The sequence below is a fragment of the Pseudomonas sp. AM14(2022) genome (genome assembly GCF_036346455.1).
GTDB classification, from domain to species: Bacteria; Pseudomonadota; Gammaproteobacteria; order Pseudomonadales; family Pseudomonadaceae; genus Aquipseudomonas; species Aquipseudomonas putida_A.
Window position 1 is genome coordinate 299,426 of record NZ_JAOTNY010000003.1, and the last position, 24,691, is coordinate 324,116.

Annotated in this window: 20 protein-coding genes, 2 tRNA genes and 1 pseudogene; 6 read left to right on the plus strand and 17 right to left on the minus strand. The window is 59.7% G+C overall.

Annotation, left to right across the window (positions count from 1 at the left end):
• Positions 1-151: 151 nt before the first annotated feature.
• Positions 152-477: pseudogene (locus tag V3W27_RS08190) on the minus strand (DUF3077 domain-containing protein).
• A gap of 472 nt (positions 478-949) precedes the next feature.
• Here V3W27_RS08190 and V3W27_RS08195 point away from each other — a divergent pair.
• On the plus strand, positions 950-1,744 hold the full coding sequence (locus V3W27_RS08195) for a MarR family transcriptional regulator (protein WP_431061462.1): 795 nt from the start codon (positions 950-952) through the stop codon (positions 1,742-1,744).
• 1 nt (position 1,745) lies between these two features.
• Entirely contained in the window at positions 1,746-2,444 is a 699-nt protein-coding gene (locus V3W27_RS08200) for a hypothetical protein (protein ID WP_247269371.1), read from the plus strand.
• Positions 2,445-3,214: 770 nt separating this feature from the next.
• On the opposite strand, the gene V3W27_RS08205 is transcribed toward V3W27_RS08200, so the two are convergent.
• From V3W27_RS08205 to V3W27_RS08220, 4 genes are all read right to left on the minus strand, one after another.
• A complete protein-coding gene (locus V3W27_RS08205; RefSeq protein WP_007964390.1) occupies positions 3,215-4,507 on the minus strand; it encodes a virulence factor family protein in 1,293 nt (430 codons plus the stop codon).
• On the minus strand, positions 4,507-7,146 hold the full coding sequence (mprF, locus tag V3W27_RS08210) for a bifunctional lysylphosphatidylglycerol flippase/synthetase MprF (protein ID WP_330206361.1): 2,640 nt from the start codon (positions 7,144-7,146) through the stop codon (positions 4,507-4,509). The genes V3W27_RS08205 and mprF overlap by 1 nt, the downstream gene beginning before the upstream one ends.
• A 279-nt stretch (positions 7,147-7,425) precedes the next feature.
• Positions 7,426-7,502 (minus strand) — tRNA-Met (locus tag V3W27_RS08215).
• A gap of 220 nt (positions 7,503-7,722) precedes the next feature.
• Positions 7,723-7,799, minus strand: a tRNA-Met gene (locus V3W27_RS08220).
• 280 nt (positions 7,800-8,079) lie between these two features.
• Between V3W27_RS08220 and dinB the strand changes: the two genes are divergently transcribed.
• A complete protein-coding gene (dinB, locus tag V3W27_RS08225; protein ID WP_098967529.1) occupies positions 8,080-9,141 on the plus strand; it encodes a DNA polymerase IV in 1,062 nt (353 codons plus the stop codon).
• 119 nt (positions 9,142-9,260) lie between these two features.
• On the opposite strand, the gene V3W27_RS08230 is transcribed toward dinB, so the two are convergent.
• The 4 genes from V3W27_RS08230 to V3W27_RS08245 all read right to left on the minus strand — a co-directional run bounded on the left by V3W27_RS08230 (position 9,261) and on the right by V3W27_RS08245 (position 14,033).
• Positions 9,261-10,214 carry a hypothetical protein gene (locus V3W27_RS08230; protein WP_027614341.1) on the minus strand — a complete coding sequence of 318 codons (954 nt, stop codon included), beginning with the start codon at positions 10,212-10,214 and terminating at the stop codon, positions 9,261-9,263.
• 17 nt (positions 10,215-10,231) lie between these two features.
• A complete protein-coding gene (locus tag V3W27_RS08235; RefSeq protein ID WP_330206362.1) occupies positions 10,232-11,947 on the minus strand; it encodes a proline--tRNA ligase in 1,716 nt (571 codons plus the stop codon).
• 129 nt (positions 11,948-12,076) lie between these two features.
• The gene (locus V3W27_RS08240; protein ID WP_027614343.1) at positions 12,077-13,636 is read right to left on the minus strand and encodes an AmpG family muropeptide MFS transporter; all 1,560 of its coding nucleotides are present in this window, start codon (positions 13,634-13,636) and stop codon (positions 12,077-12,079) included.
• A gap of 43 nt (positions 13,637-13,679) precedes the next feature.
• Positions 13,680-14,033 (minus strand): MGMT family protein, encoded by a 354-nt coding sequence (locus V3W27_RS08245; RefSeq protein WP_247269459.1) that lies wholly within the window; start codon positions 14,031-14,033, stop codon positions 13,680-13,682.
• Positions 14,034-14,198: 165 nt separating this feature from the next.
• Between V3W27_RS08245 and V3W27_RS08250 the strand changes: the two genes are divergently transcribed.
• A complete protein-coding gene (locus tag V3W27_RS08250) occupies positions 14,199-15,206 on the plus strand; it encodes a DUF481 domain-containing protein (protein WP_027614345.1) in 1,008 nt (335 codons plus the stop codon).
• Positions 15,207-15,350: 144 nt separating this feature from the next.
• Here the strand turns inward: V3W27_RS08250 and V3W27_RS08255 are convergent, their stop codons facing one another.
• Entirely contained in the window at positions 15,351-15,560 is a 210-nt protein-coding gene (locus V3W27_RS08255; RefSeq protein WP_002554837.1) for a cold-shock protein, read from the minus strand.
• A gap of 353 nt (positions 15,561-15,913) precedes the next feature.
• On the opposite strand from V3W27_RS08255, the gene dcd reads away from it, so the two are divergent.
• On the plus strand, positions 15,914-16,480 hold the full coding sequence (gene dcd / locus V3W27_RS08260) for a dCTP deaminase (protein ID WP_003222308.1): 567 nt from the start codon (positions 15,914-15,916) through the stop codon (positions 16,478-16,480).
• Between the two features lie 102 nt (positions 16,481-16,582).
• Entirely contained in the window at positions 16,583-16,792 is a 210-nt protein-coding gene (locus V3W27_RS08265) for a hypothetical protein (RefSeq protein WP_027614346.1), read from the plus strand.
• Positions 16,793-16,838: 46 nt separating this feature from the next.
• Here the strand turns inward: V3W27_RS08265 and pdeM are convergent, their stop codons facing one another.
• The 7 genes from pdeM to V3W27_RS08300 all read right to left on the minus strand — a co-directional run bounded on the left by pdeM (position 16,839) and on the right by V3W27_RS08300 (position 24,355).
• Positions 16,839-17,495: a ligase-associated DNA damage response endonuclease PdeM gene (gene pdeM / locus V3W27_RS08270; RefSeq protein WP_247269458.1), complete on the minus strand. Its 657-nt coding sequence runs from the start codon at positions 17,493-17,495 to the stop codon at positions 16,839-16,841.
• The gene (locus V3W27_RS08275; protein ID WP_330206363.1) at positions 17,492-19,981 is read right to left on the minus strand and encodes a ligase-associated DNA damage response DEXH box helicase; all 2,490 of its coding nucleotides are present in this window, start codon (positions 19,979-19,981) and stop codon (positions 17,492-17,494) included. The genes pdeM and V3W27_RS08275 overlap by 4 nt, the downstream gene beginning before the upstream one ends.
• Positions 19,982-20,171: 190 nt before the next feature.
• Complete coding sequence (locus V3W27_RS08280) at positions 20,172-20,936, minus strand: ABC transporter ATP-binding protein (RefSeq protein WP_123586990.1); 765 nt, start codon at positions 20,934-20,936, stop codon at positions 20,172-20,174.
• A 13-nt stretch (positions 20,937-20,949) separates the two neighbouring features.
• A complete protein-coding gene (locus V3W27_RS08285; protein ID WP_097086538.1) occupies positions 20,950-22,068 on the minus strand; it encodes a succinylglutamate desuccinylase/aspartoacylase family protein in 1,119 nt (372 codons plus the stop codon).
• Positions 22,069-22,079: 11 nt separating this feature from the next.
• The gene (locus tag V3W27_RS08290) at positions 22,080-22,790 is read right to left on the minus strand and encodes an ABC transporter permease (protein WP_097086541.1); all 711 of its coding nucleotides are present in this window, start codon (positions 22,788-22,790) and stop codon (positions 22,080-22,082) included.
• Complete coding sequence (locus tag V3W27_RS08295; RefSeq protein ID WP_003222319.1) at positions 22,787-23,515, minus strand: ABC transporter permease; 729 nt, start codon at positions 23,513-23,515, stop codon at positions 22,787-22,789. The genes V3W27_RS08290 and V3W27_RS08295 overlap by 4 nt, the downstream gene beginning before the upstream one ends.
• A 57-nt stretch (positions 23,516-23,572) precedes the next feature.
• Positions 23,573-24,355, minus strand: coding sequence for a transporter substrate-binding domain-containing protein (locus V3W27_RS08300; RefSeq protein WP_003222321.1), 783 nt, complete (start codon positions 24,353-24,355; stop codon positions 23,573-23,575).
• Positions 24,356-24,691: the final 336 nt, after the last annotated feature.

Sequence of the window (24,691 nt, forward strand, 5' to 3'; positions counted from 1 at the left end):
GGGCTTTTTTGTGCTTCACATAAACCTCTAACCCACTGCAAATCCCCTGTGGGAGCGAGCTTGCTCGCGAAGGCTGAGTGTCAGTCGAGACATGTGGTGGCTGATCCACCGCATTCGCGAGCAAGCTCGCTCCCACAAGGATTCTGTGGTGTCAGTGGCTTTCAGGCAATTCTTCTTCCGATTCGGTCTTCGTCCGCGCAGTTCGCGGCATCAGTGTCTGTATCACGTCATCAATCAAAGCTTTGCCCATCACCGTCAGGTAATGCGCAGCCCAGGCATGGCGGTCGGTGTCTTTGATGAAGGCAGCGTCTTCGGTGAATGATTTGGCGAGGGACAGCAGGTCGGAGGATTGGGACAGTGCTTCGAGAATCGGAATGCCAGAGCGGACATTGAAGAACGCTTGATCCGAGTGGTAGAGGAAGGGGTGCAGCCGATGGTTTTAACGTTCGCGGGTCCGTGCAGATCAGTTTCGGTCATCGTGTTACTCCTTGGTTCGAAGTGCCGTGACTTTCGTTTCCACACGAATGGGTGGCAGCTGTACGCAGGGTGGTAAACCGGGAGAGCAAAAACCGGCAGACCCGAAGGTCTCCCACGCACAGCCGCCATGACTCGGAATTGCAGACGTAAAAACACCTGAGTCGTGTTGGGAGCGTTGTTGCACTTTGCTTAGCCGGGTTACCACACCCGATCACTGAATTGGTCAGCGACCTCTGGAGAGTATCCCGTCGAAAACAGCGCAACAGAGCGGCAAAGTGCCTAAACATGAGATTAGGAGTTTGCCTACAAGGTATGCGAACGTCATCTGATATTGCGACACCGGTAACCGGAATTAAGGTAGCGAGCAATCTCGGGGCAGGTGAATTCTTGAGTTGGCGCCACAGGAGCGGGGCCGAATAAAGGGCTTGACTATCGGATATTTTGAATGAGAAAAGTGTCCACGTTTTATGGAATGTGGACGCTTGGGGTTTTAAGCTTCATGAAGAGTCAAGACATTTTGCTTTTGTTCAAGATGGCCAGCCTTCACGCTCAGGAGGAAAACCTCCTTGGGGTAATGGAGTCGGAGTCAAATTCGAACAGAGTCGAGGAGTTGTTGAAGCCCTACGTGGTCAGTCAAATGACGGCGGGCGGTCGGGTGGGGCAACCATTGGTCACCTACTCCACCGACGGTGAAGATACTGTATTCCGTCGACAGGATTTCGATTCGCCCCTGGACGATGAGGCGGGGTGGGAAGGGTGGTCGGAGCCGGTAGCTGTTCCGCCACTGGCGAGCTGGAGTGAAGGTTACTCGTTGCGTGCGTTGTCTGCTGCACTTGGGCTAAGCAAGAGCGAAGTTTCAAATTCCATCGCCAGGTGTCGTGTGTCCGGGCTGCTCACCAATGACTATGACACCGGACTTCCAAAAGTTAACCGGCGGCAGTTGCTAAACATCACCGAACACGCTCTGAAATACTTTTTCCCTGTAAAGCCCGGGGCAATGGTTCGCGGCATCCCGACGGGTTTTGCAGCACCGGCACTGTCCAAAAGCATCAAAAGTGCTGGCGGACTGATTCCGGTTTGGCCAGATGCACTTGGAGCTGAGCGTGGACAGGCGATAGAGCCGCTCTACAAAACAGTGCCGGAAGCGGTGAAGAGGGACAGGATCCTTTACCACTATCTTGCGCTTGCTGATGCAATCCGCCTTGGAGGTCCGCGAGAGTGTGGTGTTGCGGTCAACATTCTAAAAGCAGGGATGGGACTGAAATAACATGTCATCCAACACTGATCACAACTACGAGCTTATAGAGTTTGTTGCTGAGGGTTTGGGAGAGGCGTTTCTCGCGGAGGTTGCCTTTGTCGGAGGTTGCACCACAGCCATGCTGGTAACTGATGCTGTTGTGCTGGACGACATTCGCTTCACCGATGATGTTGACCTGGTGATCGAGCTGGCAGGCATTGGCGCCTGGCAGCAGCTTACCGAACGGTTGGCGGCCAGGAATTTCAAGATTACTGGCGAGGATGAAGTGAACTGTCGTTTCCGCTTCAACGACATCGTCGTTGACGTGATGCCTTCTGATCCCGAGGTTCTCGGATACGCCAACCGCTGGTTTGTAGAGGGGCTGGCGCGGGCCAATAAATTTACGTTACCCAGCGGTACCGTCATCCAGATATTCAAACCTACCTATTTTCTCGCGACAAAACTGGAAGCCTTCAGTGGTCGTGGTGGTGGCGATCCATACCATAAAGACGTCGAAGACATCATTATCTTGATTGATGGACGTCCAGAGCTTTTAGAAGAGGTTCGGCAGGCGGAATCCGAGCTCAAGGAATTCATCACGGATGGAGTTCGAGCACTCAGGGTTCTCAGTGGCATTGACTATGTGATTGAAAGCTCGGGCTCGGTACAGGCCAATCCGGGAAGAGGACAAATCATTCATGGGCGCATGAAAGAACTGGGCAGCGCATGAAATACCACGTCAGATCGGTAGCAGGGCGAGCCAGGAGAACCAATCATGACTTTGCTGGAGCGCTCTGTGATGGAGAAAACGGCGTATTTGTTATCACGGACGGTACCTCGAGGGTTGGCAGTGGCCAGTTGGCTGAGTCCTTTGTAAAGGGTGTTTTAGATGTCTGGTCAAAAACACTTTGATCACGGCCTCGATATCACTGAGTGCGAAGCTGTTGAACAGGTACTGCTTTCTATACTGGCCGACCTCCACCCCGTGTTGTTTGCAAGTCACACAGGCGCCACTTGTTATGTGGTGGGTGTCGCCGCTCATGGGAAACTCACGCTTGCGTATGAGGGTGATTGTTCGTGCGGTGTTGTGACGCCGGCAGGCGCGATCGAATGGATTACGTCGCCCCACTGTAAGGCTAACTGGAGGCGCGACCGTTCCCACTCCGAGTTGGCGCAAGATCCGGCTCGACACCGGGTGACTCGTTGCTTGAAGGCGAGTCGCGCACCGAACCCTGACTTTGTGTTTCATTCATTGACCCTAAGAGAGCGACTGGTATTTGCAACCGATGGCTTTTGGGCGGAGCTAACCGAGTTACAGCAAAGCTACTTGCTAGCAGCGCCGGATGGCAGCTGTATCGATGTAGAAGATGACATCACGTGGATAGATGTTCAGCTTTAGTCTCGGTATCGATAGAAGTTTCGACTGGCAGGAAGTGCTGCAAGTTTGCGTAAAAAAGCCCCCGCAACCGTGAGGTTGCGGGGCTTTTTTATCGGCGCAGATCACTCTGCCGGCTGATCCTTGCTCTGACGCTTTTCGATCAAGTCCACCAGACGCTTGGCCAGCGCCGGGTAGTTCTCATCGAAGTGGTGGCCGCCAGGCAGTTTCACTGCTTCGCCGACTGCCGTCTTGTCGGTGCAGCCGCTTTCGTCGGTCTCTTCGGCGCCGTAGATGCACACCACTTTGGCGGCAGGCAGCTTGGCCATTTCCGGGCCGGTGGCGGCTTCTTTGCCGGCGTTGCCGAGCCAGCCTTCGACTTCGATTTCGAAGCTGCCGGTGCGGGCGAAAGCCAACAGGATGATGGCGTCGACGCGTTGCTGCTCGGTGTCCGGCAGGCGGTTGTAGATCGCTGGCAGGACGTCGGCACCGAACGAGTAACCGGTCAGGATGAAGCGTTTGGTGCCCCATTTCTGCCGGTAGTGCTGCATCAGTTCGGTCAGGTCCAGGGCGCTTTGCTCGGGGCTCTTGTGCTGCCAGTAGTAGCGCAGGGTGTCGATGCCGACCACCGGGTAGCCAATCTTGGCCATCTCGCCGGCCACGTCGCGGTCGAGGTCGCGCCAGCCGCCGTCACCGGAGAGGAACAGGGTCACGGTGTCTTTGGCCTGACCGGCCGGCACTTCCACTACCGGGATCGCCAGACCGCCGTTGGCCTTGTCGCCGCCGACGAGGATTTTGCGCAGCTCGTTGTTCAGCACTTGCGGCAGGTTGATGTCGTAGTCGCTGATGCTGGTTTCGGCGTTCGGTTGATCGCGCACGAAACCGGCGCTGGTGTCGTCCGGGTTGTCGTTCCATGCCACCAGCCAATGGCCATGAGCCGCGGACTTCGGCAGCAGGTGGGTGCAACCGGGTTTTTCCAGGGCCAGGTCTACCGAGATCGCTTGGGCCTTGTCGTCCTTCTGCTCGGACAGCCAGCGCCAGGCCAGCACGGCGCCAGGGCCGATACCGCTGACCAGCGTGGCCGGGCCATTCAGTTCGCGCAGGCCGGTTTGCAGGGCGCGGCTCTGTTGCAGGCAGTCCTTGGGCAGAATCACCTGAACGATCTGCGCCGAGGCGCTGCGGCTCAGGGTACTCAGTTGGTTGTCGGTCAGCTTCTGGTCGTCATTGACCGCGACCAGCACCTGAGCCTTGGGCTGGGTGCCGGGAATGACGCGGGTCATGACCGTGCCGTCGGCGGCCGTCAGTGGTTGCAGAGTCGGTTGCGGTGCCGGGCGTTTAAGGTACCAGTAACCGCCGCCGGCAATCACGGCCAGCACGATCAGTGCGGCCAGGATGTACTTCAGGGAGCGTTGAATCATCAGCGTTTCACCAATCCAGTCAAGCCGCCCGCGATCAGGGCAGCAGTATCGGCCAGCGCCACCAGCGGATCGAGTCCGGCGGGCACTGCCATATAACGGGGTTCCCAGTCAGGCTGGAACTTGTCTTTGAAGCGGCGCAAGCCTTGGAAGTTGTACAGCTGCTCACCACGGCGGAAGACCATCGAGCCCAGACGCTGGGTCAGCGGTGCACCACGCCGGGGTTGCAACCCCGACAACGGCACCATGCCCAGGCTGAAGCGCGCGTATCCGTGACTCTTATAGTGTTGAATCAGGCCGACCATCAGGAACTCCATGGTCAGCTTGGGGGCGTCCGGGTGCGAGCGCATCAGGTCGAGACTGGCCAGGTCATGGCTGAAGGTCTCGAGCAGGTTGGCGAACGCCACCGGGCGACCTTCGAAGCGAATCACCGCAATGCGGAAATGCTTCAGGTAATCGTCGCTGAACCGACCGAGGGAGAAACCTTTCTCGCGCACGTTCTTGCCGGTCAGCCACGCATCGGAAATCACTTTCAACTCGTCCATCGGCGCCTGGCCCGGCTCATGGATTTCCAGCGACAGACCATCGCGGGTACCACGGTTCCAGGTGTAGCGCAGGTCCTTCATCTCTTTGCCCTTGGCTTCCAGGTCAAAGCGCTGCAGATCGACCCGGGCCTCTTCGCCGAGCTTGATCGCGGTCAGGCCGATGTCCATGTAGTACGGCAGGTTTTCCGCACGTACCTGATAGAACACTGGACGGGCGTGATGGATGTCACACAGGTCGCGGAACTGCCAGATCATCTCGGCGCGTTGCTGGCCGGGGCCGATCGGGTCGTACAGTGCCACCAGGCTGCGGCCACGGCGGGCGTACATCAGAAATGCTTCGTCGTTCTGGTGAAACAGCAACGCCTTGTCACCGGTCAGCGCGAGGCCGCCATCGGGTTGCGACGAAGCCATCAGGATTTTCGCGGCGCGATCCAGTTCGTCCGGGGTCGGCAGGTGGATCACCGGGCGCGCGGTGCGCAGCAGCCAGGTCAGCGCGATCACCAGTAACAGCACGGCGGCGCCGAGCAACGAACGCAAGCCGCGCGGGGCGTCAGCGTCGAGGGTGAACTGCCACCACAGTTGATGGCTGTACGGCACGTCCTGATAGGCGAACAGCAGCAACCAGGTCGAGGCGCCCAGGACGCAGAGGCTGGCCACCAGATACAGCGGCGAGAACGGCAGTTCGGTCAATCGGCTCGGGCGATAGAACGAACGACGGAACACTCCCAGCAACGCGGCGGTGAGTGTCATCAGCGTGGCTTCTTCCCAGTCGAAGCCTTTGAGCAGCGAGAGCAGGGCGCCGACCAGCAACAGAATGGTGGTCAGCATCCACGCCGCCGACAGGCGCCGGCGCAGGCCCTGCGCCAGCATCAGACACAACACACCGATCAGACTGGCGCCGAAGTGCGAGGCGTCGACCAGGCGATGCGGGATCAGGAAGCCGATGTGTTCCAGACGCGTGTCGATCTCCGGGGTGGCACCGGAAAACAGCAGCACCACGCCGGACAGAAACACCAGCACCGCCAGAATCGGCGCGGCCAGACCGGATGCGGCGCGCATGGTCTGGGTCTGGAACAGGCGCTGGCCTTCGTTGATCAGCAAAAACAGGCAGGCTACCAACAGCGGCAGCACGACGTAGATCAGACGATAGAGCAGCAGGGCGGCGGCGAGTGGCGCGGCCCCGAGGGTGTCGGCAAACGCGGCCAGCAGGATCGCTTCGAAAACCCCGACACCCCCCGGCACATGGCTGAGCACGCCGGCGGCCAGGGCCAGCAGGTACACCAGCAGGAAGGCGCCGAACGGCGGGGCTTCCGGCAGCAGCAGATAGAGCACGGTGGCCGCTGCGGCGACGTCGAGGGCGGTGATGATCAGTTGCAGGAAGGTCAGGCGTCGGCCGGGCAGGCGCAGCGTCCGGCGACCGGCCCTGACCAGCAGGTTGTCGCGGTACGGTTGCTCCGGCAGACGGCGGCGATAGATGCCGATCGCCAGAATCGCGCCCAGACCCAGCACCACCATGGCGATCGTGCCGAGCAGGCCTTCTGACAAGCCCAGTGCGGCGGAGGCGGCGGGCAGGTCGCTCAGGGTCGCGAGAGCCGCCAGCGGCGGCAGGGCGCAACCCAGCGACAGGCTGGCGAACAGGGTCATGTGCGCGACTTCGGAGGCGCCCAGCCCATGGCGTGCATATAAACGGTAGCGCACCGAGCCGCCGGACAGCAGCGACAGGCCGATGGCGTTGCCAATCGCAAATGCGGTGAAGCCGCCCAGCGCCAGAGTGCGCGGCGGCAGTGTCACGCCGGCATAGCGGCTGGCCGACCATTCATAGCCCAGCAATATGATGAAGCCGACCACCGTTGCACCCAACGCGCCGAGCAGGGCCGGTTTCGGCACCGCCAGGATCGAGTCGTGCAATGCGTAGAGATCGAGCTCGCTCAGCAGGTGGCGACAGGCAATCAGCGCAATGGCAAACAGCAGCAACGTGACCGCCAGACCGATCGGCTGGCGATATTTGCTCAACCGATCCAGCAAGCGCAGGCGCTCGGGTTTGATCGGATGTTCTGCTGTGACGGTGTCTTGTGAATCAGACGAGTTGGCGCGCATCAATCACCTCTTGGATTGTGCGCGACAGGATGGAGGTATCCAGCCAAGTTACCAATCCCTGTAGAAAAAAATAATCACAAAATACTACGCCTCTCATCCGGGATCGGCGAGGGCGGGTCATGGATTGCAGACGTCTTGCCTGCGACTCAAGCATAGTCGCAACCGGGCGGGTCTGATGATCCTGAGCGTTTCACTGCAGCGTGACAGATCATTGTTGCGAAAGGACTTTTTCCACAGATACAAAAAAGGCCACTCTTTCGAGCAGCCTTTTTTGATGTTTGGTTGCGGGAGCCGGATTTGAACCGACGACCTTCGGGTTATGAGCCCGACGAGCTACCAGACTGCTCCATCCCGCGTCTGTGTGGCGGCATTCTACAGGCGAACGGCGAGGTGTCAACCGCTAATCCCGTAAAGGGTCAAATAAGTGTGAATTTGCGTCAAACGGTCGCAGCGGCACGGTAAGTTTCGGAAATGCAACGAATTCCTGTTCGCCAGGATGTGCGTGATGCAGAGGCTGGTCTGAAAAACAGACAGGCACAAAAAAGGCCACTCTTTCGAGTAGCCTTTTTTGATGTTTGGTTGCGGGAGCCGGATTTGAACCGACGACCTTCGGGTTATGAGCCCGACGAGCTACCAGACTGCTCCATCCCGCGTCTGTGTGTCGGCATTCTACAGAGGATCGCCGGGGTGTCAACCTTGAATCTGGATAAATCTGTTCCTGTTCAATCGGTTAGCGCTTTTTGCAGTGCAGGAGAAGGGCGCGCAGGGCAGGTGGGGCAAGGCTTTCAGCTCTATCGGTCGGTGATTCTCGATTGAGAAAATAAATTCATGGTTGTTTTCCTACAATCTGAAAAGAACCTTCAGACCACTGGTGCTATATACAGGTGCGAGTGAGATACTGCGTTTCCGGCTCGCCATGTTTCCTTTTCTGTCATGACCCAGCGAAAAATCATCCACGTCGACTGTGACTGTTTCTACGCCGCCATCGAGATGCGCGACGACCCGAACCTGGCCGGCAAACCGCTGGCGGTGGGCGGGTCGGCGGATCGGCGTGGGGTGATTGCGACCTGCAACTACGAAGCGCGGGCATATGGTGTACGTTCGGCGATGTCATCCGGACATGCCTTGAAGCTCTGCCCCGACCTGACCATCGTCAAGCCGCGCATGGAGGCCTATCGCGAAGCCTCGAAGGAAATCCATACGATCTTTCGCGATTACACCGATCTGATCGAGCCACTGTCGCTGGACGAGGCCTACCTCGACGTCTCCGACAGCGCGCATTTTGGTGGCAGCGCCACGCGCATCGCGCAGGATATCCGCCGGCGGGTGTCCAATCAGTTGCACATCACCGTCTCTGCTGGCGTGGCCCCGAACAAGTTTCTGGCCAAGATCGCCAGCGACTGGAAGAAGCCCAACGGGTTGTTCGTGATTACTCCGGACCAGGTCGAGGATTTCGTCAGTGGCTTGCCGGTGAGCAAGTTGCACGGCGTCGGCAAAGTCACTGCCGACAAGCTGGGCAAGCTCGGCATCGTCGATTGCCTGCAACTGCGCGAGTGGGACAAGTTGGCGCTGGTGCGCGAATTCGGCAGTTTCGGTGAGCGACTCTGGAGTCTGGCCCGTGGGATTGATGACCGGTTGGTGCATAACGACAGCCGCCGACAGTCAATCAGCGTGGAAAACACCTACGACGTCGATCTGCCGGATCTGCGCAGTTGCCTCGACAAACTGCCGGAGCTGCTGGAAACCCTGAAAACCCGCATGGAACGGATCGACAGCAGTTATCGCCCAGGCAAGCCGTTCGTCAAAGTGAAGTTCCATGACTTTACCCAGACCACACTGGAGCAGGCCGGGGCGGGGCGCGATCTGGGCAGTTATCAGTTGATGCTGACGCAGGCGTTCAACCGGGGTGGGAAACCGGTGCGGTTGTTGGGGGTGGGGGTGAGGCTGGAGGATTTGCGCGGCGGGTTTGAGCAGATGGAGTTGTTCGAGCGCTGAACTCATCAGTGATTTCAAGGTCGTCTTCGCGAGCAAGCCCGCTCCCACATTTGACTGTATTCCCTCTGAAGGAACTCGATCAAATGTGGGAGCGGGCTTGCTCGCGAAGCTTTTCAGGCTTAATTCGGTCCAGGATCAGCGACCAGGCGCCCCGCATCCTTGGTCAGCGACTTGAGAAATTCCGCCTGCAACTCAGGATCGTTACGCGTCAGTTCGATCAGGCTTTGCTCCAGCTCGCTGGCTTCTTCTTCCAGACCCAGTTCCGACAGACGTTTGACCCGGTGTACCCACTGGCTCACTTCGTCGTCTTCCAGATCGTCGTAAATCAACCCGTGCGCTTCGAGCAACTTGCTGCGCAAATGGCTGCTGATCGCCAGGGATGAGTCGCTGTGCACGTCATCTTTGCCGTCTTCGACGCTGATCTGCAGCTTGCCGATATGGTTCAGGTCATTTTCGGCGAACGGACTGTCCAGCAGGTTCAGGCGCAGCACGCCGTTGCGGTCAGTGGTCATGTCGAAGGTCTGCTTGCCGGCCTTGACCTGCACCGGACGCTCGCTCCACGGCAGGCTCGAATACTCCGTGCGCTTGTCGCGCTGGACTTCATCGATACCGGCCAGGTTCTGTTGCGCACGACCGTGGGACTGCACGTTCATGAACGGGTTGACCCCGGCGATGCCGTAGTTCAGCCAGTCCTTGGTCACGCTGTCCGGCAGATTGCCCAGGGCGAACACGTTGACCACATTGGCGCCGATACCGGCGACCACGGCCACCGCGCCCAGCGGAATCTCGTAGATTTCGCGCCAGGGTTGGTAAGGCGTGTAGCGATCGTAACGACGGGTGACTTCGAACTCGGTGACTTCGAAGGTCTTCTGTTCGTTGATCTTCACGCGTCGTTGCGGCAGCTCGAGCACCTTAGGCTCACCGACATCGATCTGCAGGCTGTGATCGAGCAATTTGCGCTCGACCCGCTCTTCGTGCTCGCTGCGCTGTGACATCTGATTGGCACAGCCGCTGACCAGCAGGGCGCCGCACAAGGCGGCACCACCGAGGCCCAAGGTGTTTCGCTTGAACATGAGGTCTCTATCTGGATTCAGCGGCGGATACGGGCCTGAAGGAAGGACACCACGTCGGCGACCGGCAGCGCTTGCGCTTCGGCTTCGGTGCGGCTCTTGTATTCCAGGTTGCCTTCGGCGAGGCCGCGGTCGCTGACCACGATCCGGTGAGGAATGCCGATCAGCTCCATGTCCGCGAACTTGATGCCCGGGCTGGTTTTCTTGTCGCGATCGTCCAGCAACACTTCGAAACCGGCCGCCGTCAGTTCTGCGTACAGCTTGTCAGTGGCTTCGCGCACCTGCTCGGTTTCATAACGCAGCGGTACCAGAGCGATCTGGAACGGCGCCAGGGTGTCGCTCCAGATGATGCCTTTCTCATCGTTGTTCTGCTCGATGGCGGCAGCCACCACGCGGGATACGCCGATACCGTAGCAACCCATTTCCAGGGTAACCGGTTTGCCGTTCTCGCCCAGCACTTCACACTTCATCGCCTTGCTGTACTTGTTGCCCAGCTGGAAGATGTGCCCGACTTCGATGCCGCGCTTGATTTCCAGGGTGCCTTTGCCGTCCGGGCTTGGGTCACCGGCCACGACGTTACGCAGGTCGGCAACGGTTGGAACCGGCAGATCGCGTTCCCAGTTCACGCCGAAGTAGTGCTTGTCGTCGATGTTCGCACCGATGCCGAAGTCGCTCATCAGTTCGACCGAGCGGTCGATGATGATCGGCAGCGGCAGGTTCAGCGGGCCGAGGGAACCGGCGCCGGCGCCAATGGCGTCACGCAGTTCGGCATCGGAAGCCATGACCAGCGGGCTGGCCACGCCTGGCTGGTTGGCAGCCTTGATTTCGTTCAGCTCGTGGTCGCCACGGATGATCAGGGCAATCAGCTTGCCTGGCTCGTCGGCATGGACGATCAGGGTCTTGATGGTCTTTTCAATCGGCAGATTGAATTTTTCCACCAGCGCGGCAATGGTCTTGGTGTCTGGAGTGTCGACCAGGCGCAGCTCTTCGGCCGGCGCTGGACGCGAGGTTTCCCGTGGCACGGCTTCGGCTTTCTCGATGTTCGCCGCGTAGTCGGAACCATTGCTGAAGACGATGTCGTCTTCGCCGGACTCGGCCAGTACGTGGAACTCGTGGGAGCCAGCGCCACCGATCGAGCCGTTGTCGGCTTCAACCGGACGGAATTTCAGGCCCAGACGGGTGAACACGTTGCAGTACGCCTGATGCATGCGGTCGTAGGTGACCTGCAGCGACGCCTGATCGGCGTGGAACGAGTAGGCGTCCTTCATGATGAATTCGCGGCCGCGCATCAAGCCGAAACGTGGGCGGATTTCGTCACGGAATTTGGTCTGGATCTGGTACAGGTTGATTGGCAGCTGTTTGTAGCTGCTCAATTCGTTGCGCATCAGATCGGTGATCACTTCTTCGTGGGTCGGGCCCGCGCAGAAGTCGCGACCGTGGCGGTCTTTGATGCGCAGCAGCTCAGGGCCGTATTCTTCCCAGCGCCCCGATTCCTGCCACAGCTCGGCCGGTTGGGTGCTCGGCATCAACACTTCAAGAGAACCGGCAGCGTTCATTTCTTCGCGAACGATGGCTTCAACCTTGCGCATTACCCGCAAGCCCATCGGCAGCCAGGTGTACAGGCCCGAAGCGAGTTTGCGGATCATGCCGGCGCGCAGCATCAGCTGATGGCTGACGACGACCGCATCGGAAGGCGTTTCTTTCTGTGTGGCGAGCAAAAATTGACTGGTGCGCATGGTTGGCCGTTGTCGGTTGCTATGACTGGAAATGACGGAGCAGTGTACCGGCGAGATTTGCCGACGTACAGGATTGCGCTCGGCGGTGAGGCTCAACGGCGGGAATCCTCCCGCCGTAGCTGAAATGTCCTACGACTCTTCGACGACGGAGGTTGGTGCAGGCTCGGGCGTTGGCGTCGGGCCCGCGCGGCGATTTTCCTGGAACCAGTGCAGGGCGATCAGCAGCAGTGTCGGCACGCCGAGCAGCGCGGTGATCATGAAGAAGCTGTGGTAGCCGAACTTCTCGACCATCACTCCGGAGTAACCACCCATCAGGCGTGGCAGCAACAGCATGATCGAACTGAGTAGGGCGTACTGGGTGGCCGAGAACTTGAGGTTGGTCAGGCTCGACAGGTAGGCGACGAACGCCGAGGTCGCAAGCCCGGAACTGAAGTTGTCGAGCGAAATGGTGACCACCAGCATCTTCAGGTTCGGCCCCATATCGGCGAGCATCACGAACAGCAAGTTGGTCGCCGCCGACGCCGCGCCACCGATGAACAGGATCGGCAGGATGCCGAAGCGCACGATTAGCAGGCCGCCCATGCCGGCGCCGACCAGGGTCATGATCAGGCCAAAGATCTTGCTGACGCTGGCGATCTGGTCTTTGGTGAAGCCCTGATCGATATAGAACACGTTGGCCATTACGCCCATCACCGTGTCGGACATCCGGTAGGTGGCGATCAGCCCGAGCAGCAGCAACGCCTGCCAGCGGTAGCGCAGGATGAAGTCGTTGACCGGGGTCAGTACCGGCGCCAGGCCGCGACGGCCCATGGTCGACAGGCACAGGCCGGTAAGCAGGGTATAGAGGATGGCACGCAGGAAGGCGCGGTCTTCGAGCAGCAGGTCGAGCGGACTCATCTGACCGAAGAGTACGCTGGCGAAATCGGTGTTGTAGAGCTGGGTGAACATCGCCGGAACCGACACCAGCAACACGATCAGTACGAATACCGAGGCCAGTTGATGCGCGAAGCTGTAGCGGCCGGCCTGCAGCTGCGTGCGCAGTGGCACTGGCGGCTCGCGCATCAGCAGCGAAGTCAGCAGGGCAGGCACCATCAACACGCCGAACAGCGCGTAGGTGCCGGTCCAGGCCGAATGTTGATAGTTGAAGCCGGTGGAGCCGAAGCCTTCGGCGAAGAACAGTGCGCCCGCGGTGGCCAGCAGGGCGGCGACGCGATAGCCGGACATGTAACTGGCGGCCAGCGCGGCCTGGCGGCTGTCGTCGGCGATTTCCAGGCGATAGGCGTCTACCGCAATGTCCTGGGTGGCGGAAGCGAAAGCGACGATAACGGCAATGGCGATCAGCCAGGACAGGTGTTTCTGTGGATCACAGAAGCCCATGCCGATCAGGCCCAGAATCACCAGCGTCTGCGAGAGCACCAGCCACGAACGGCGGCGGCCCAGCTTGCCCAATAAAGGCAGGCGCCATTGGTCGAGCAGCGGTGACCAGACCCATTTGAAGGCGTACGCCAGACCGATCAGGCTGGCGTAGCCGATGGTTTCACGGGCAACGCCGGCCTCACGCAGCCAGACGGAAAGCGTCGAAAACACCAGCATGTACGGCAGGCCGGCAGCAAAACCGAGCAACAACAGCACGAGCGTCGAGGGACTGGCATAGGCGGCGAGCGCGGCGCGCCAGGTTTTACGGGGCATGGGCTGAAGTCTGCCTCAAGATTGCGAAAACAAAGCGCGCACTCTAACCGCTGTGCTCTACCGGACGCCAGCCATGGCGCTGAATATCCACACGATTGTTCAGGACGGTGACGCCTTCAGAACGCAATCGTGCCCGTTGTTCGTCCCCCGAAGGGCTGCCCGGCGGCAGGCTGATCCGACCGCCGGCACCCAATACCCGGTGCCACGGCAGTCTGGTATCGCCGGGTAATTGGCTCAGGGTCCGACCGACCCAGCGGGCGGCGCGCCCCAACCCTGCGAGTTCAGCCAACTGACCATAGCTGACCACCTTGCCCTCAGGCACTTGGGCAAGGGTGGAATAAAGCGCCGTGCGTCGGATTTGCGCTTCGCTTTCCTCGGGATGATTCGGCTCTTTCACCTGCGCGGTTCCTGAACAATAGTCGTATCGATGGGCTCAAGCGTAATCGCTCGTTGGTCAGATGAGAAATGAACTCAATGGAAATCGCTCGGTCAGTCCTTGTCAGGGTCTTATTCCTACGGATAATGCCGACCTTTTTCGCAAACTTGAGCCCTCGATCCGCTTATGTTGTCCAGAACCTTGCTGTGCCTTGCTGTTTTCAGTGCCTCCACGCCGCTGCTTGCCGATACCGTCTGGTTAAAGAACGGTGACAAGCTGAGCGGTAAGATCTCCGTTTTCGATGGCGGCAAATTGCTGATTCAGACCCAGTATGCGGGTGCGGTCAGCATCGACTGGAAAGAGGTCAAGACCCTGCAAAGCGATCAGGAACTGCTGGTCAAACAGGATGCCTACAACGGTGAAAAAGCCAAGTCGCTGACCGCTGCCGATGACGGCAAGGTCACCCTGGCCAACGGCGAGGCGCCGAAGACCGTCGAGCTGGCGAGCATTCAGCAGATTCTCAAACCCAAACCGGTGGTCGAGGATCTGGTATGGAAAGGCAATATTGGCCTGGCGATGGATTATCAACGGGCGGAAAAGGACACCGACGACTACGACATCGACTTCAAGACCACCGCGCGTCATGGCCGCTGGCGGCACACCGCCGAGGGCGAATACAACCGCGAAGTGCAGGACGAGCAGGTCACCACCAATAACTGGCGCGCCGAATACGCACTTGACCGCTTCCTCACCGACAAATGGTTCTGGCAGGGGCGCCTGAACTACAAGCGCGACTACGTTGAAGAGCTGTCGCGTCAGCGTGTGGTCGGTACCGGTCCGGGTTACCAGTTCTGGGACGACGAGCTGGGCGCGTTCTCGCTCGGTTCGCTGCTCAACCGCACCGATTACGAATACAGCGATGGCGGCAAGGACAACTTCTATTCGGTCGCCATGAAGTGGGATTACAACCGTTACCTGATCGGCAAAAAAGTCGAGTTCTTCACCAATGGCGAACTGGGCAAGCCGCTGTCTGACGTAGCCAACTATGCGCTCGATGCCGAGATGGGCTTGCGCTACAAGGTCACCGACTGGGCGTCGCTCAACCTCAAGGCCGAACGCGACATCATCAGTGGTACCAAGGATGCGGATTTGAACAAGACCCGCTACACCGCAGGGTTTGGCGTGGCCTGGTAAGGCACAAACGAAAGATCGCAGCCTGCGGCAGCTCCTATAGGAGGGCTGTCACGGACTGCGATCTTTTTTGTGGTCGTTAAAAACACACGCCCACAAAAAAGCCCCGCTTTTGAGGGCGGGGCTCTTTTCTAAAGAAGCTACAAGTTAGATAACTTGTACTTCTTCAGCTTGCATGCCTTTCTGACCGCGGGTAGCGATGAAAGAAACCTGTTGGCCTTCTTTCAGGCTTTTGAAGCCGTCGGATTGGATAGCTTTGAAGTGAACGAACAGGTCGTCACCGGATTGTGGAGTGATGAAGCCGAAGCCTTTTTCATCGTTGAACCACTTAACGGTACCGGTTTGGCGATTAGACATGGTGTAACTCCTTGAACAAAGATAACTGCGACTCAGGAAGAACCCTGGCCGAGACTGAGTGCAAAGAGCAGGAAAAATTCTTGTAGATGGTTGGATCGAAATTCAACATATCGTGTAGAGATTCTCAGTGACACAAGCAACACAGTGGCGCCACCTTAACCCTTTTTCCGGAACGTGCCAATGTTTCTTGCGAAGGTTTCTCTGTTTTAGGGATCGACGGTGTGACGGTTCGTCGCCAGAGCCTGTATTTCCAGGGTGTTCGGCGAGAATTGCAGCGCGGACTTTGAACCCGGCGGCGCGCCCGGTAAGATGCCGGACAGATTTTTTCCACCTCGCTATTCAGGACACCCGCCATGAGCATCAAATCGGACAAGTGGATTCGCCGCATGGCGCAGGAACACGGCATGATCGAGCCTTTCGTCGAGCGCCAGGTGCGCGGCAGCGACGACAGCCGTGTGATCTCCTACGGTGTGTCGAGCTACGGCTACGATGTGCGTTGCACCAACCATTTCAAGGTGTTCACCAACATCAATTCGGCGATCGTCGATCCGAAGAACTTCGACGCCGGCAGCTTCGTCGACATTCACAGCGACGTCTGCATCATTCCGCCGAACTCCTTCGCCCTGGCCAGCACCGTTGAATACTTCCGCATTCCGCGCAATGTATTGACCATCTGCCTGGGTAAAAGCACCTACGCGCGCTGCGGCATCATCGTCAACGTCACCCCGCTCGAGCCTGAGTGGGAAGGCCACGTGACCCTGGAATTCTCCAACACCACCAACCTGCCGGCGAAAATCTACGCCAACGAGGGCGTGGCGCAGATGCTGTTCCTCGAATCCGACGAGCAATGCGAAGTTTCGTACAAGGATCGCGGCGGCAAATATCAGGGCCAGCGTGGCGTGACCCTGCCGCGTACCTGATCCATCCGGCAGTTCGCGGGAATTCTTTGGCGGGCAGACACTCTATGGGGTGTACTGCCCGTTTTTGCTTCTGGCAAAGCGGGCCTTCGCCGAGGAGGTTGCATGAAGATCGATCCGCATATCACCGCCCAACTGGCAAGGCTTGAGCCCAATCAGGTTGGCGTTTTGGCCTGGTCATTGTTGGCACACCCGGCTTTCCATATGGCAGGCGGCATTCCCGGTCAGCCTGATCCTGACACCCCTAACGAACAACCGACCGAACCCGGCGAGCCGACGCTGCCGGACGAGCCGCCACCCGCGCCAGTGGCCTGAGTCGCTACTCCATGAATGGCCAGTCAGCTGAGGTTTGCCCAAGACCTCAACTGACGGGCCATATTTCGTTGTCGCCGATGACGAAAATCCTGCACTGAGCGTCTTTCTCGACTTGATAACCACCGGTAAAGGCACCAAAGGCCGGCAGCAGGCTCAATCGCTCACCCAGTCGAAAACATGCCAGGCGCAAACGCTGCCGCCCCTTGCCGTTGAGCCGATAGACCGGATGCACATGCCCGGCCAGCACATGCCGTTCGGGATGCGGGTCGGGTTCGTGTTGCAGGGCAAACGGCCCGAGCAGCATCGGTTCCGGAACCACCCGGATATTCAGCGCCGTCGGTGGATCCCCGGCACGTTTGTCGTGGTTGCCGCGAATCAGCGTCATCGGCAGATCGGCATGACGTGCGCGCCATTCGGCCAAGGCATTCAGCGTACCCGTCGCATGCGAACCGGGGCCGTGCAGAAAGTCACCGAGGAAAATCAGCTGCCTACAGGGCAGTCTGGCCAGCAAGCGGTCGAGCACTTCGATATTCGCCGTCGTGGTGCCTTGTGGTACCGGCTGGCCGAGGCTGCGATAGGCCGCAGCCTTGCCGAAATGCACATCGGCGATCAGCAGTGCTTGCTGCGCCGGCCAGTACAGAGCCTTTTCCGGCAGCAGCCAGAGCTCCTCACCAGCCAGGCGCACTGGATACGCTGCACTCATGAGGCTTGACCCTTGTCGGCGGATTTCTCCAGATCGCCGACCATGCGCCGGATGCGGTCAGCGAGTTTTTCCGAACTCATGCTTTCGCGCATGCGCTCCACCAGCAACGGAAAGCCTAGCGGTGTAGGACGTTTGATCAGGTGCATGTCCAGTTTCATCCGGTTGATCCGCTCCAATGTCTGTTCCAGACGACGAATATCCAATTCTTCGCGCAGGACTTCTTCCCCGGCCTGGGCCAGCAGCAGATTGTCGGCGTCGTATTGCTTGAACACCTCGAAGAACAATCCGCTGGAGGCCTGTACCTGTCGGGTGCTTTTCGGCGCGCCGGGATAGCCGGCGAACACCAGCCCGGCGATCCGCGCGATCTCGCGAAAGCGCCGCAGCGCCAGCTCTCCGGCATTGAGGCTGGCCAGCACGTCGCGCAGCAGATGCTCGGGGCTGAGCAGCGCCGTATCGAATTGCTCGAACCAATCGACCGGCGTGGCGCTGAGCAACTCCAGCCCGTAATCATTCACCGCAATCGAGAACGTCAGCGGCTGGCGCTGACTCACGCGCCACGCCAACAGGCTGGCGAGCCCCAGATGCACCTGGCGCCCGGCAAACGGATAAAGGAAAAGGTGCCAGCCTTCACGGGATTTCAGCGCTTCGGCTAACAGACAGTCGGAGGTGGGCAGACCCGACCAGCGCGCCTGGGTTTGCAGCAACGGTTGCAGCGCCTGCATTTCCGGGCCGGCGAACTCACCGCGCGCTGCCGCCGTGAAGCGGCTGACCACGGCGGCGGCCAATTCGTTGGAAAGCGGCATCCGCCCGCCATTCCAGCGCGGCACGGCGGCTTTTTTCGCGGTGCTGCGTTTGACGTACGCGGTCATGTTTTCCACCCGCACCAACTCCAGCAAACGCCCGGCAAAGAGAAAGCCATCGCCCGGTTTCAGCCGCGCGATAAAGCCTTCCTCGACGCTGCCCAACTGCTTGCCGCCGCCACCCTTGCTCCAGAATTTCAGATTAATGCTCGCGTCGCTGACGATGGTGCCGATGCTCATGCGATGACGGCGTGCCAATCGCGCATCGGGCACCCGCCAGACCCCGTGTTCATCCGGTTCGACCCGGCGGTAATCCGGATAGGCCGTCAGAGAAAGCCCGCCGTGACGTACGAAAGCCAGCGCCCAAGCCCAATCTGCCAGTGTCAGGTCACGATAAGCCCAGGCACCACGCACTTCTTCATACAGCTCTTCGGGAATAAAGCCACCGCCCAGCGCCATGCTGACCAGATGCTGCACCAGCACATCCAATGGTTTGTGCGGCGATAGGCGCGGTTCGATGAGTCGTTGCGCCACGGCATCGCCTGCGGCGGCGGCTTCGATCAGTTCCAGGCTGTGGGTCGGCACCAGCGTCACTCGCGAGGTGCGCCCCGGCGCGTGACCGGAGCGCCCGGCGCGTTGCATCAGTCGCGCTACGCCTTTGGCCGAGCCGATCTGCAGGACCCGTTCCACCGGTAAAAAGTCCACGCCAAGATCCAGGCTCGAGGTGCAGACCACGGCTTTCAGCTTGCCGTCCTTCAACGCTTGCTCGACCCAGTCGCGGGTCTCGCGGGACAGCGAGCTGTGGTGCAACGCGATCAGCCCGGCCCAGTCCGGCCGCGCTTCGAGCAATGCCTGATACCAGATTTCCGACTGCGCGCGGGTGTTGGTGAAGACCAGACTGCTGGCGCAGGCGTCCAGTTCGGCAACAACCTGCGGCAGCATCTTCAGACCGATGTGCCCGGCCCATGGAAAACGCTCGATGGCCGGTGGGATCAAGGTGTCGACATTGAGTGATTTTTCGCTCTGGCCTTGCACGCTGATGCCGCCGCCCTGTGGGATCAGCACCTGTTCGGCGTGGGCTTGATTGCCGAGGGTGGCGGACACGCCCCAGACGATCAGCTCGGGTTGCCAATGGCGCAGACGGGCGAGGGCCAGTTGCAGTTGTACGCCGCGTTTGTTGCCGAGCAGTTCGTGCCATTCATCGACAACGATCATCCGCAGGCTCGACAACGCAGTCCTGGCGTCGGCACGGGCGAGCAGCAGGGTCAGGCTTTCCGGGGTGGTGATCAGCGTGGTCGGCAGGCGCCGGCCCTGACGCGCACGTTCGGCGCTGCTGGTGTCGCCGGTGCGCAGACCGATGCTCCACGGAATCTGCAAATCGCTGACCGGCGCTTGCAAGGCGCGCGCGGTGTCGGCCGCGAGTGCGCGCATCGGCGTGATCCACAGCACGGTCAGTGGTTCGGCTGGTGCTTTGCGTTTTTTGCTGTCTGCAACGCTGGGTTTGATGCGGGCGAAGCGGTTGAGCGCGGCGAACCACACCGCATAGGTTTTACCGGCGCCGGTGCTGGCATGGAGCAACCCCGACTGACCTTGTTTGACGGCGACCCACACCTGCTTTTGAAAGGCGAACGGCCTCCAGTTGCGTGCGCTGAACCAGAGTTTTGCGAAGTCGGTGGAGGTGGGCATACCGGCGGCGTGCGCTCTGAGGGTGTTCCTTCAGTGACCGCGCCGTTGCGGGACAAGTTTAATTTTGTGCGAGCACACACACCTATGGGAGCGGGCTTGCTCGCGAAAGCGGTGTGCCAGTTAGAACAGTTTTGACTGACACACCGCTTTCGCGAGCAAGCCCGCTCCCACAGGTTTTTATCTGCGTCTATTACTTGAGGTTCCCGCTGAGGAACTGCTTCAGCCGTTCGCTGCGCGGATTGCCCAGCACGTCTTCCGGCGCACCTTCTTCCTCCACCAGGCCTTGATGCAGGAACAACACCTGGCTGGAGACTTTGCGGGCGAAGCTCATTTCATGGGTCACCATGATCATCGTCCGGCCTTCTTCAGCCAGACCCTGAATCACTCGCAGCACTTCACCCACCAGCTCCGGGTCGAGTGCCGAGGTCGGTTCGTCGAACAGCATCACTTCCGGCTCCATCGCCAGCGCCCGGGCAATTGCCACCCGCTGTTGCTGGCCGCCGGAGAGAAACGCCGGGTACTGATCGGCAACCCGCGCCGGCAGGCCCACTTTATCCAGATAACGGCGGGCGCGGTCTTCAGCTTCCTGCTTGCTGCAACCCAGCACCCGGCGCGGGGCCATGGTGATGTTTTCCAGCACGGTCATGTGGCTCCACAGGTTGAAGTGCTGGAACACCATGGCCAGTCGCGTGCGCAGGCGTTGCAGTTCATTCGGGTCGGCGACGTGCATGCCGTGGCGGTCGGTGACCATGCGGATCGCCTGGCCATCGAGGCTCATGGCGCCGTCGTTGGGTTGTTCGAGGAAGTTGATGCAGCGCAAAAAGGTGCTTTTACCCGAGCCGCTGGCGCCGATCAGGCTGATCACGTCGCCGGTTTTGGCCTTGAGCGAAACGCCTTTGAGTACCTGATGGTCGCCATAGCTTTTGTGCAGACCTTCAACAGTCAATTTGTACATGGGACAGACATCCTCAAGGCGAAAGTAGATAGCCGCTGCGATAGGCTTCGGCGCCCGCCACGTGGGCGATCACCATGCCGGCAGTAGCCATGCGCCGCAGCGAGCGGGCGTACAGCAGGCCGGCGGCAGTGCAATGAATGGGGGTGACCCGGTCGTGGATCGGGTCGATGATTTCGGCAATCTGTTGCCCGGCTTGCAGGTATTGCCCGGCCGTGGCGGTGTACACCAGCAAGCCGCCCACCGGCGTGGTCACCGGTTCGACGCCGGCCAGCGGCGTGGCGGGGAACGGCAGGGGCGGCTGCGGCTTGGTCTCGCCGACGATCGCGTCGAACTGGATCAGGTAATCGATCAAGGCCTGGCAGTCACGACTGGCCATTGGGTGATTGACGTCACCCTGGCCGCGCAATTCCACGGTCACCGAAAAGCTGCCCAGCGGAATCTCGAAGTGTTCGCCAAAGCGCTCCTGCAGTTGCCACCACAACAGGGTGAAGCATTCGTCGAATGACTGGCCGCCGGAATCGGTGGCCAGCAGACTGGCCTGAGCTTCGATGTAACGCGCCAGCGGCTCGACCTGCGGCCACGCTTCGGGCGTGGTGTAGAGATGAACCACGGATTCGAAATCGCAGTGCAGATCCAGCACCATGTCGGCATCGCACGCTAGCCGTTGCAAGGTCAGGCGCTGGGATTGCAGTTGTGTGCCGGGCGTTTGACGGGCGAGGGCGTTGCGCAGGCTGGCGCGGATCAGCTCAAGGTTGCGCTGCGGGTCGTCGCCCAGTTTGCCCTCGATGTCGTTGCCGATTTCTTCGCTGAGGTCGACGAACCAGCGATTGAAATTCTGCCCGCTCTCCATCTCGTACCGGCCCAGCGGCACGTCCATCAGCACTTGTTCGAGGCCGACCGGGTTGGCCACCGGCACCAGCACAATCTGGCTGCGCAGGCGCCCGGCGGCTTCCAGCTCCGCCAGTCGCTGCTTGAGGTGCCAGGCCACGAGCATGCCGGGCATTTCGTCGGCATGCAGCGAGGACTGGATGTAGATCTTGCCTTGGGCCTGCTCCGGGCCGAAGTGGAAGCTGTGGATCTGTCGTGCGGTCCCCGGCACCGGGGCCAACAGGTCATGGATCTGGTGTCGCATTACAGGTTTTCCTAGTGGGTCGGCCCGAGGAATGCCAGCCATCGGCGTTCGGCGAGGCGGAACAGGCCGACCAGCGCGAAGGTAATGGTCAGGTAGATCAGCGCGGCGATGCCGAACGACTGGAAGGTCAGGTAGGTCGCCGAGTTGGCGTCCCGCGCAACTTTCAGGATGTCGGGGATGGTCGCGGTGAAGGCCACGGTGGTCGAGTGCAGCATCAGGATCACTTCGTTGCTGTAATACGGCAACGACCGGCGCAGCGCCGACGGCATGATCACGTAGGCGTACAGCTTCCAGCCGGTCAGGCCGTAGGCCTTGGCCGCTTCGACTTCGCCATGGTTCATGCTGCGGATCGCCCCGGCGAAAATCTCCGTGGTGTAGGCGCAGGTGTTGAGGGCGAACGCGAGGATCGTGCAGTTCATCGCATCGCGAAAGAAACTGTCGAGCAACGGCTGCGCGCGCACGGCGGCCAGGCTGTAGATCCCGGTGTAGCAGATCAGCAACTGGATGTAGAGCGGCGTGCCACGGAACAGGTAGGTGTAGAACTGCACCGGCCAGCGCACATAGAAATGCGAAGACACACGGGCGATCGACAACGGGATCGACACCAGAAAGCCAATGAAGATCGAGGCGCTGAGCAGCCACAGGGTCATCGCCAGACCGGTGATGTTGGTGCCGTCGGTATAAAGGAAGGGTTTCCAGTATTCCTGCAGGAGTTCGATCATCGTACGGCCTCCCGGGCACCGGCGGCGTAGCGACGCTCAAGCCAGCGCAGGATGACGTTGGATGCACTGGTGATCAGCAGATAGATCAAGGCGGCGAGTACCAGGAAGTAGAACAGTTGATAGGTGCTTTTACCGGCGTCCTGCGCGGCTTTGACCAGATCCGCCAGACCGATGATCGACACCAGTGCGGTGGCCTTGAGCATCACCATCCAGTTGTTGCCGATGCCCGGCAAGGCGAAGCGCATCATTTGCGGGAACACCACAAAGCGAAAACGCTGGCCACGTTTGAGACCGTAGGCGGTGGCCGCTTCGACCTGACCGCGTGGTACGGCGAGGATTGCCCCACGGAAGGTTTCGGTGAAATACGCGCCATAGATGAAGCCCAGGGTGATCACCCCGGCGGTAAAGGAGTCGATTTCGATGTAGTCCCACTCCATGACGTCGGTCAGGGCGGTCAGCCAGGTCTGCAGGCTGTAGAAAATCAGCAGCATCAGCACCAGATCCGGCACCCCGCGAATCAGCGTGGTGTAAAGCTGGGCAGGCAGGCGCAGCAGTTTGGATTTCGACAGTTTGGCACTGGCGCCCAAGAGACCGAGCAACACGGCCACCAGCAGCGATAACGCGGACAATTTGATGGTCATCCAGGTGCCTTCCAACAGCAACGGGCCAAAGCCCTTGAGGCTGAAGGCGGAGAGCCCCAGATTTTGTAAGAGGTTTTCGAACATAAATCAGCAACCTGAGCGGATGGAAAAGGCGCCCATCGACTGATGGGCGCCAGGGCATTATTTACCGCTGTACAGATTCAGATCGCCAAAGTGTTTCTTTTGAATCTCGGCGTATTTGCCGTCATCGTGTAACGCTTTGATACCTTTATCTAAAAGCGCCTTCAGCTCTTTGTTACCTTTCTTAATACCGACAGCGGTTTTGGCTGGCAGCAATTCGCTGTCGACCGGCTTGCTGACTTCGTAGTTGGCGCCATCCGGCGACTTCAAAAAGCCCAGTTCGGCTTGCAGCATGTCCTGGATCGAGGCGTCGAGGCGGCCGTTTTTCAGGTCGGCGTAGACCTGATCCTGGTTGGCGTAAGCCTGGATTTTTACCCCGGCCTTCTCCAATACGGCCTTGGCGTAGGCTTCCTGGATGGTGCCTTGCTCGTAACCGACGGACTTGCCCTTGAGGGAAGCGACGTCATCGCTCAGGCCGGAGCCCTTCTTGAACACGTAGGAAGTCGGGCCGGAGAACAGCTCGCTGGAGAAGTCGATCGCCTTTTCACGGGCCGGGGTCACGGTCATCGACGAGATCACACCGTCGAATTTGTTGGCGTTGAGGCCCGGAATCATGCCGTCGAAGTCACTTTCAACCCATTTGCACTTGACCTTCAGCTCGGCGCAGATTGCGTTGCCCAGGTCGATGTCGAAGCCCACCAGGCTGCCGTCGGCCGCTTTCGACTCGAACGGTGCGTAGGAAGGATCAACGCCAAAACGCAGCTCTTTGTATTCCTTGGCCAGCGCGGAGCCGGCAGCCATGCACAACGCCAGTGCAGAAAGGGTCAGCAATGCTTTTTTCATTATTCAATCCCTAAGAACCAATATGAGCGCTTGTGGCGCAGAATTATTGTTACTGGAACGCGTACGACCTATAGAAAGTAGCAATTTCCGAACCAGAGTCCCGAACAAGTGTTTTAAAAGGTTGGGGGAGGGAGGAGGGAGAGGGATTGGTGCACGGGAATGGGCGGCTGTTGAAGGCTGCACCAACTTGGGTCGATGCACGCATTTTTAGGTGCTGGGATGAGCCGTTGTGGCGAGGGAGCTTGCTCCCGCTGGAGGGCGAAGCACTCCCCTGGATTTTTCAAATAGACCATCGTTTTGCGACTGCTGCGCAGTCGAGCGGGAGCAAGCTCCCTC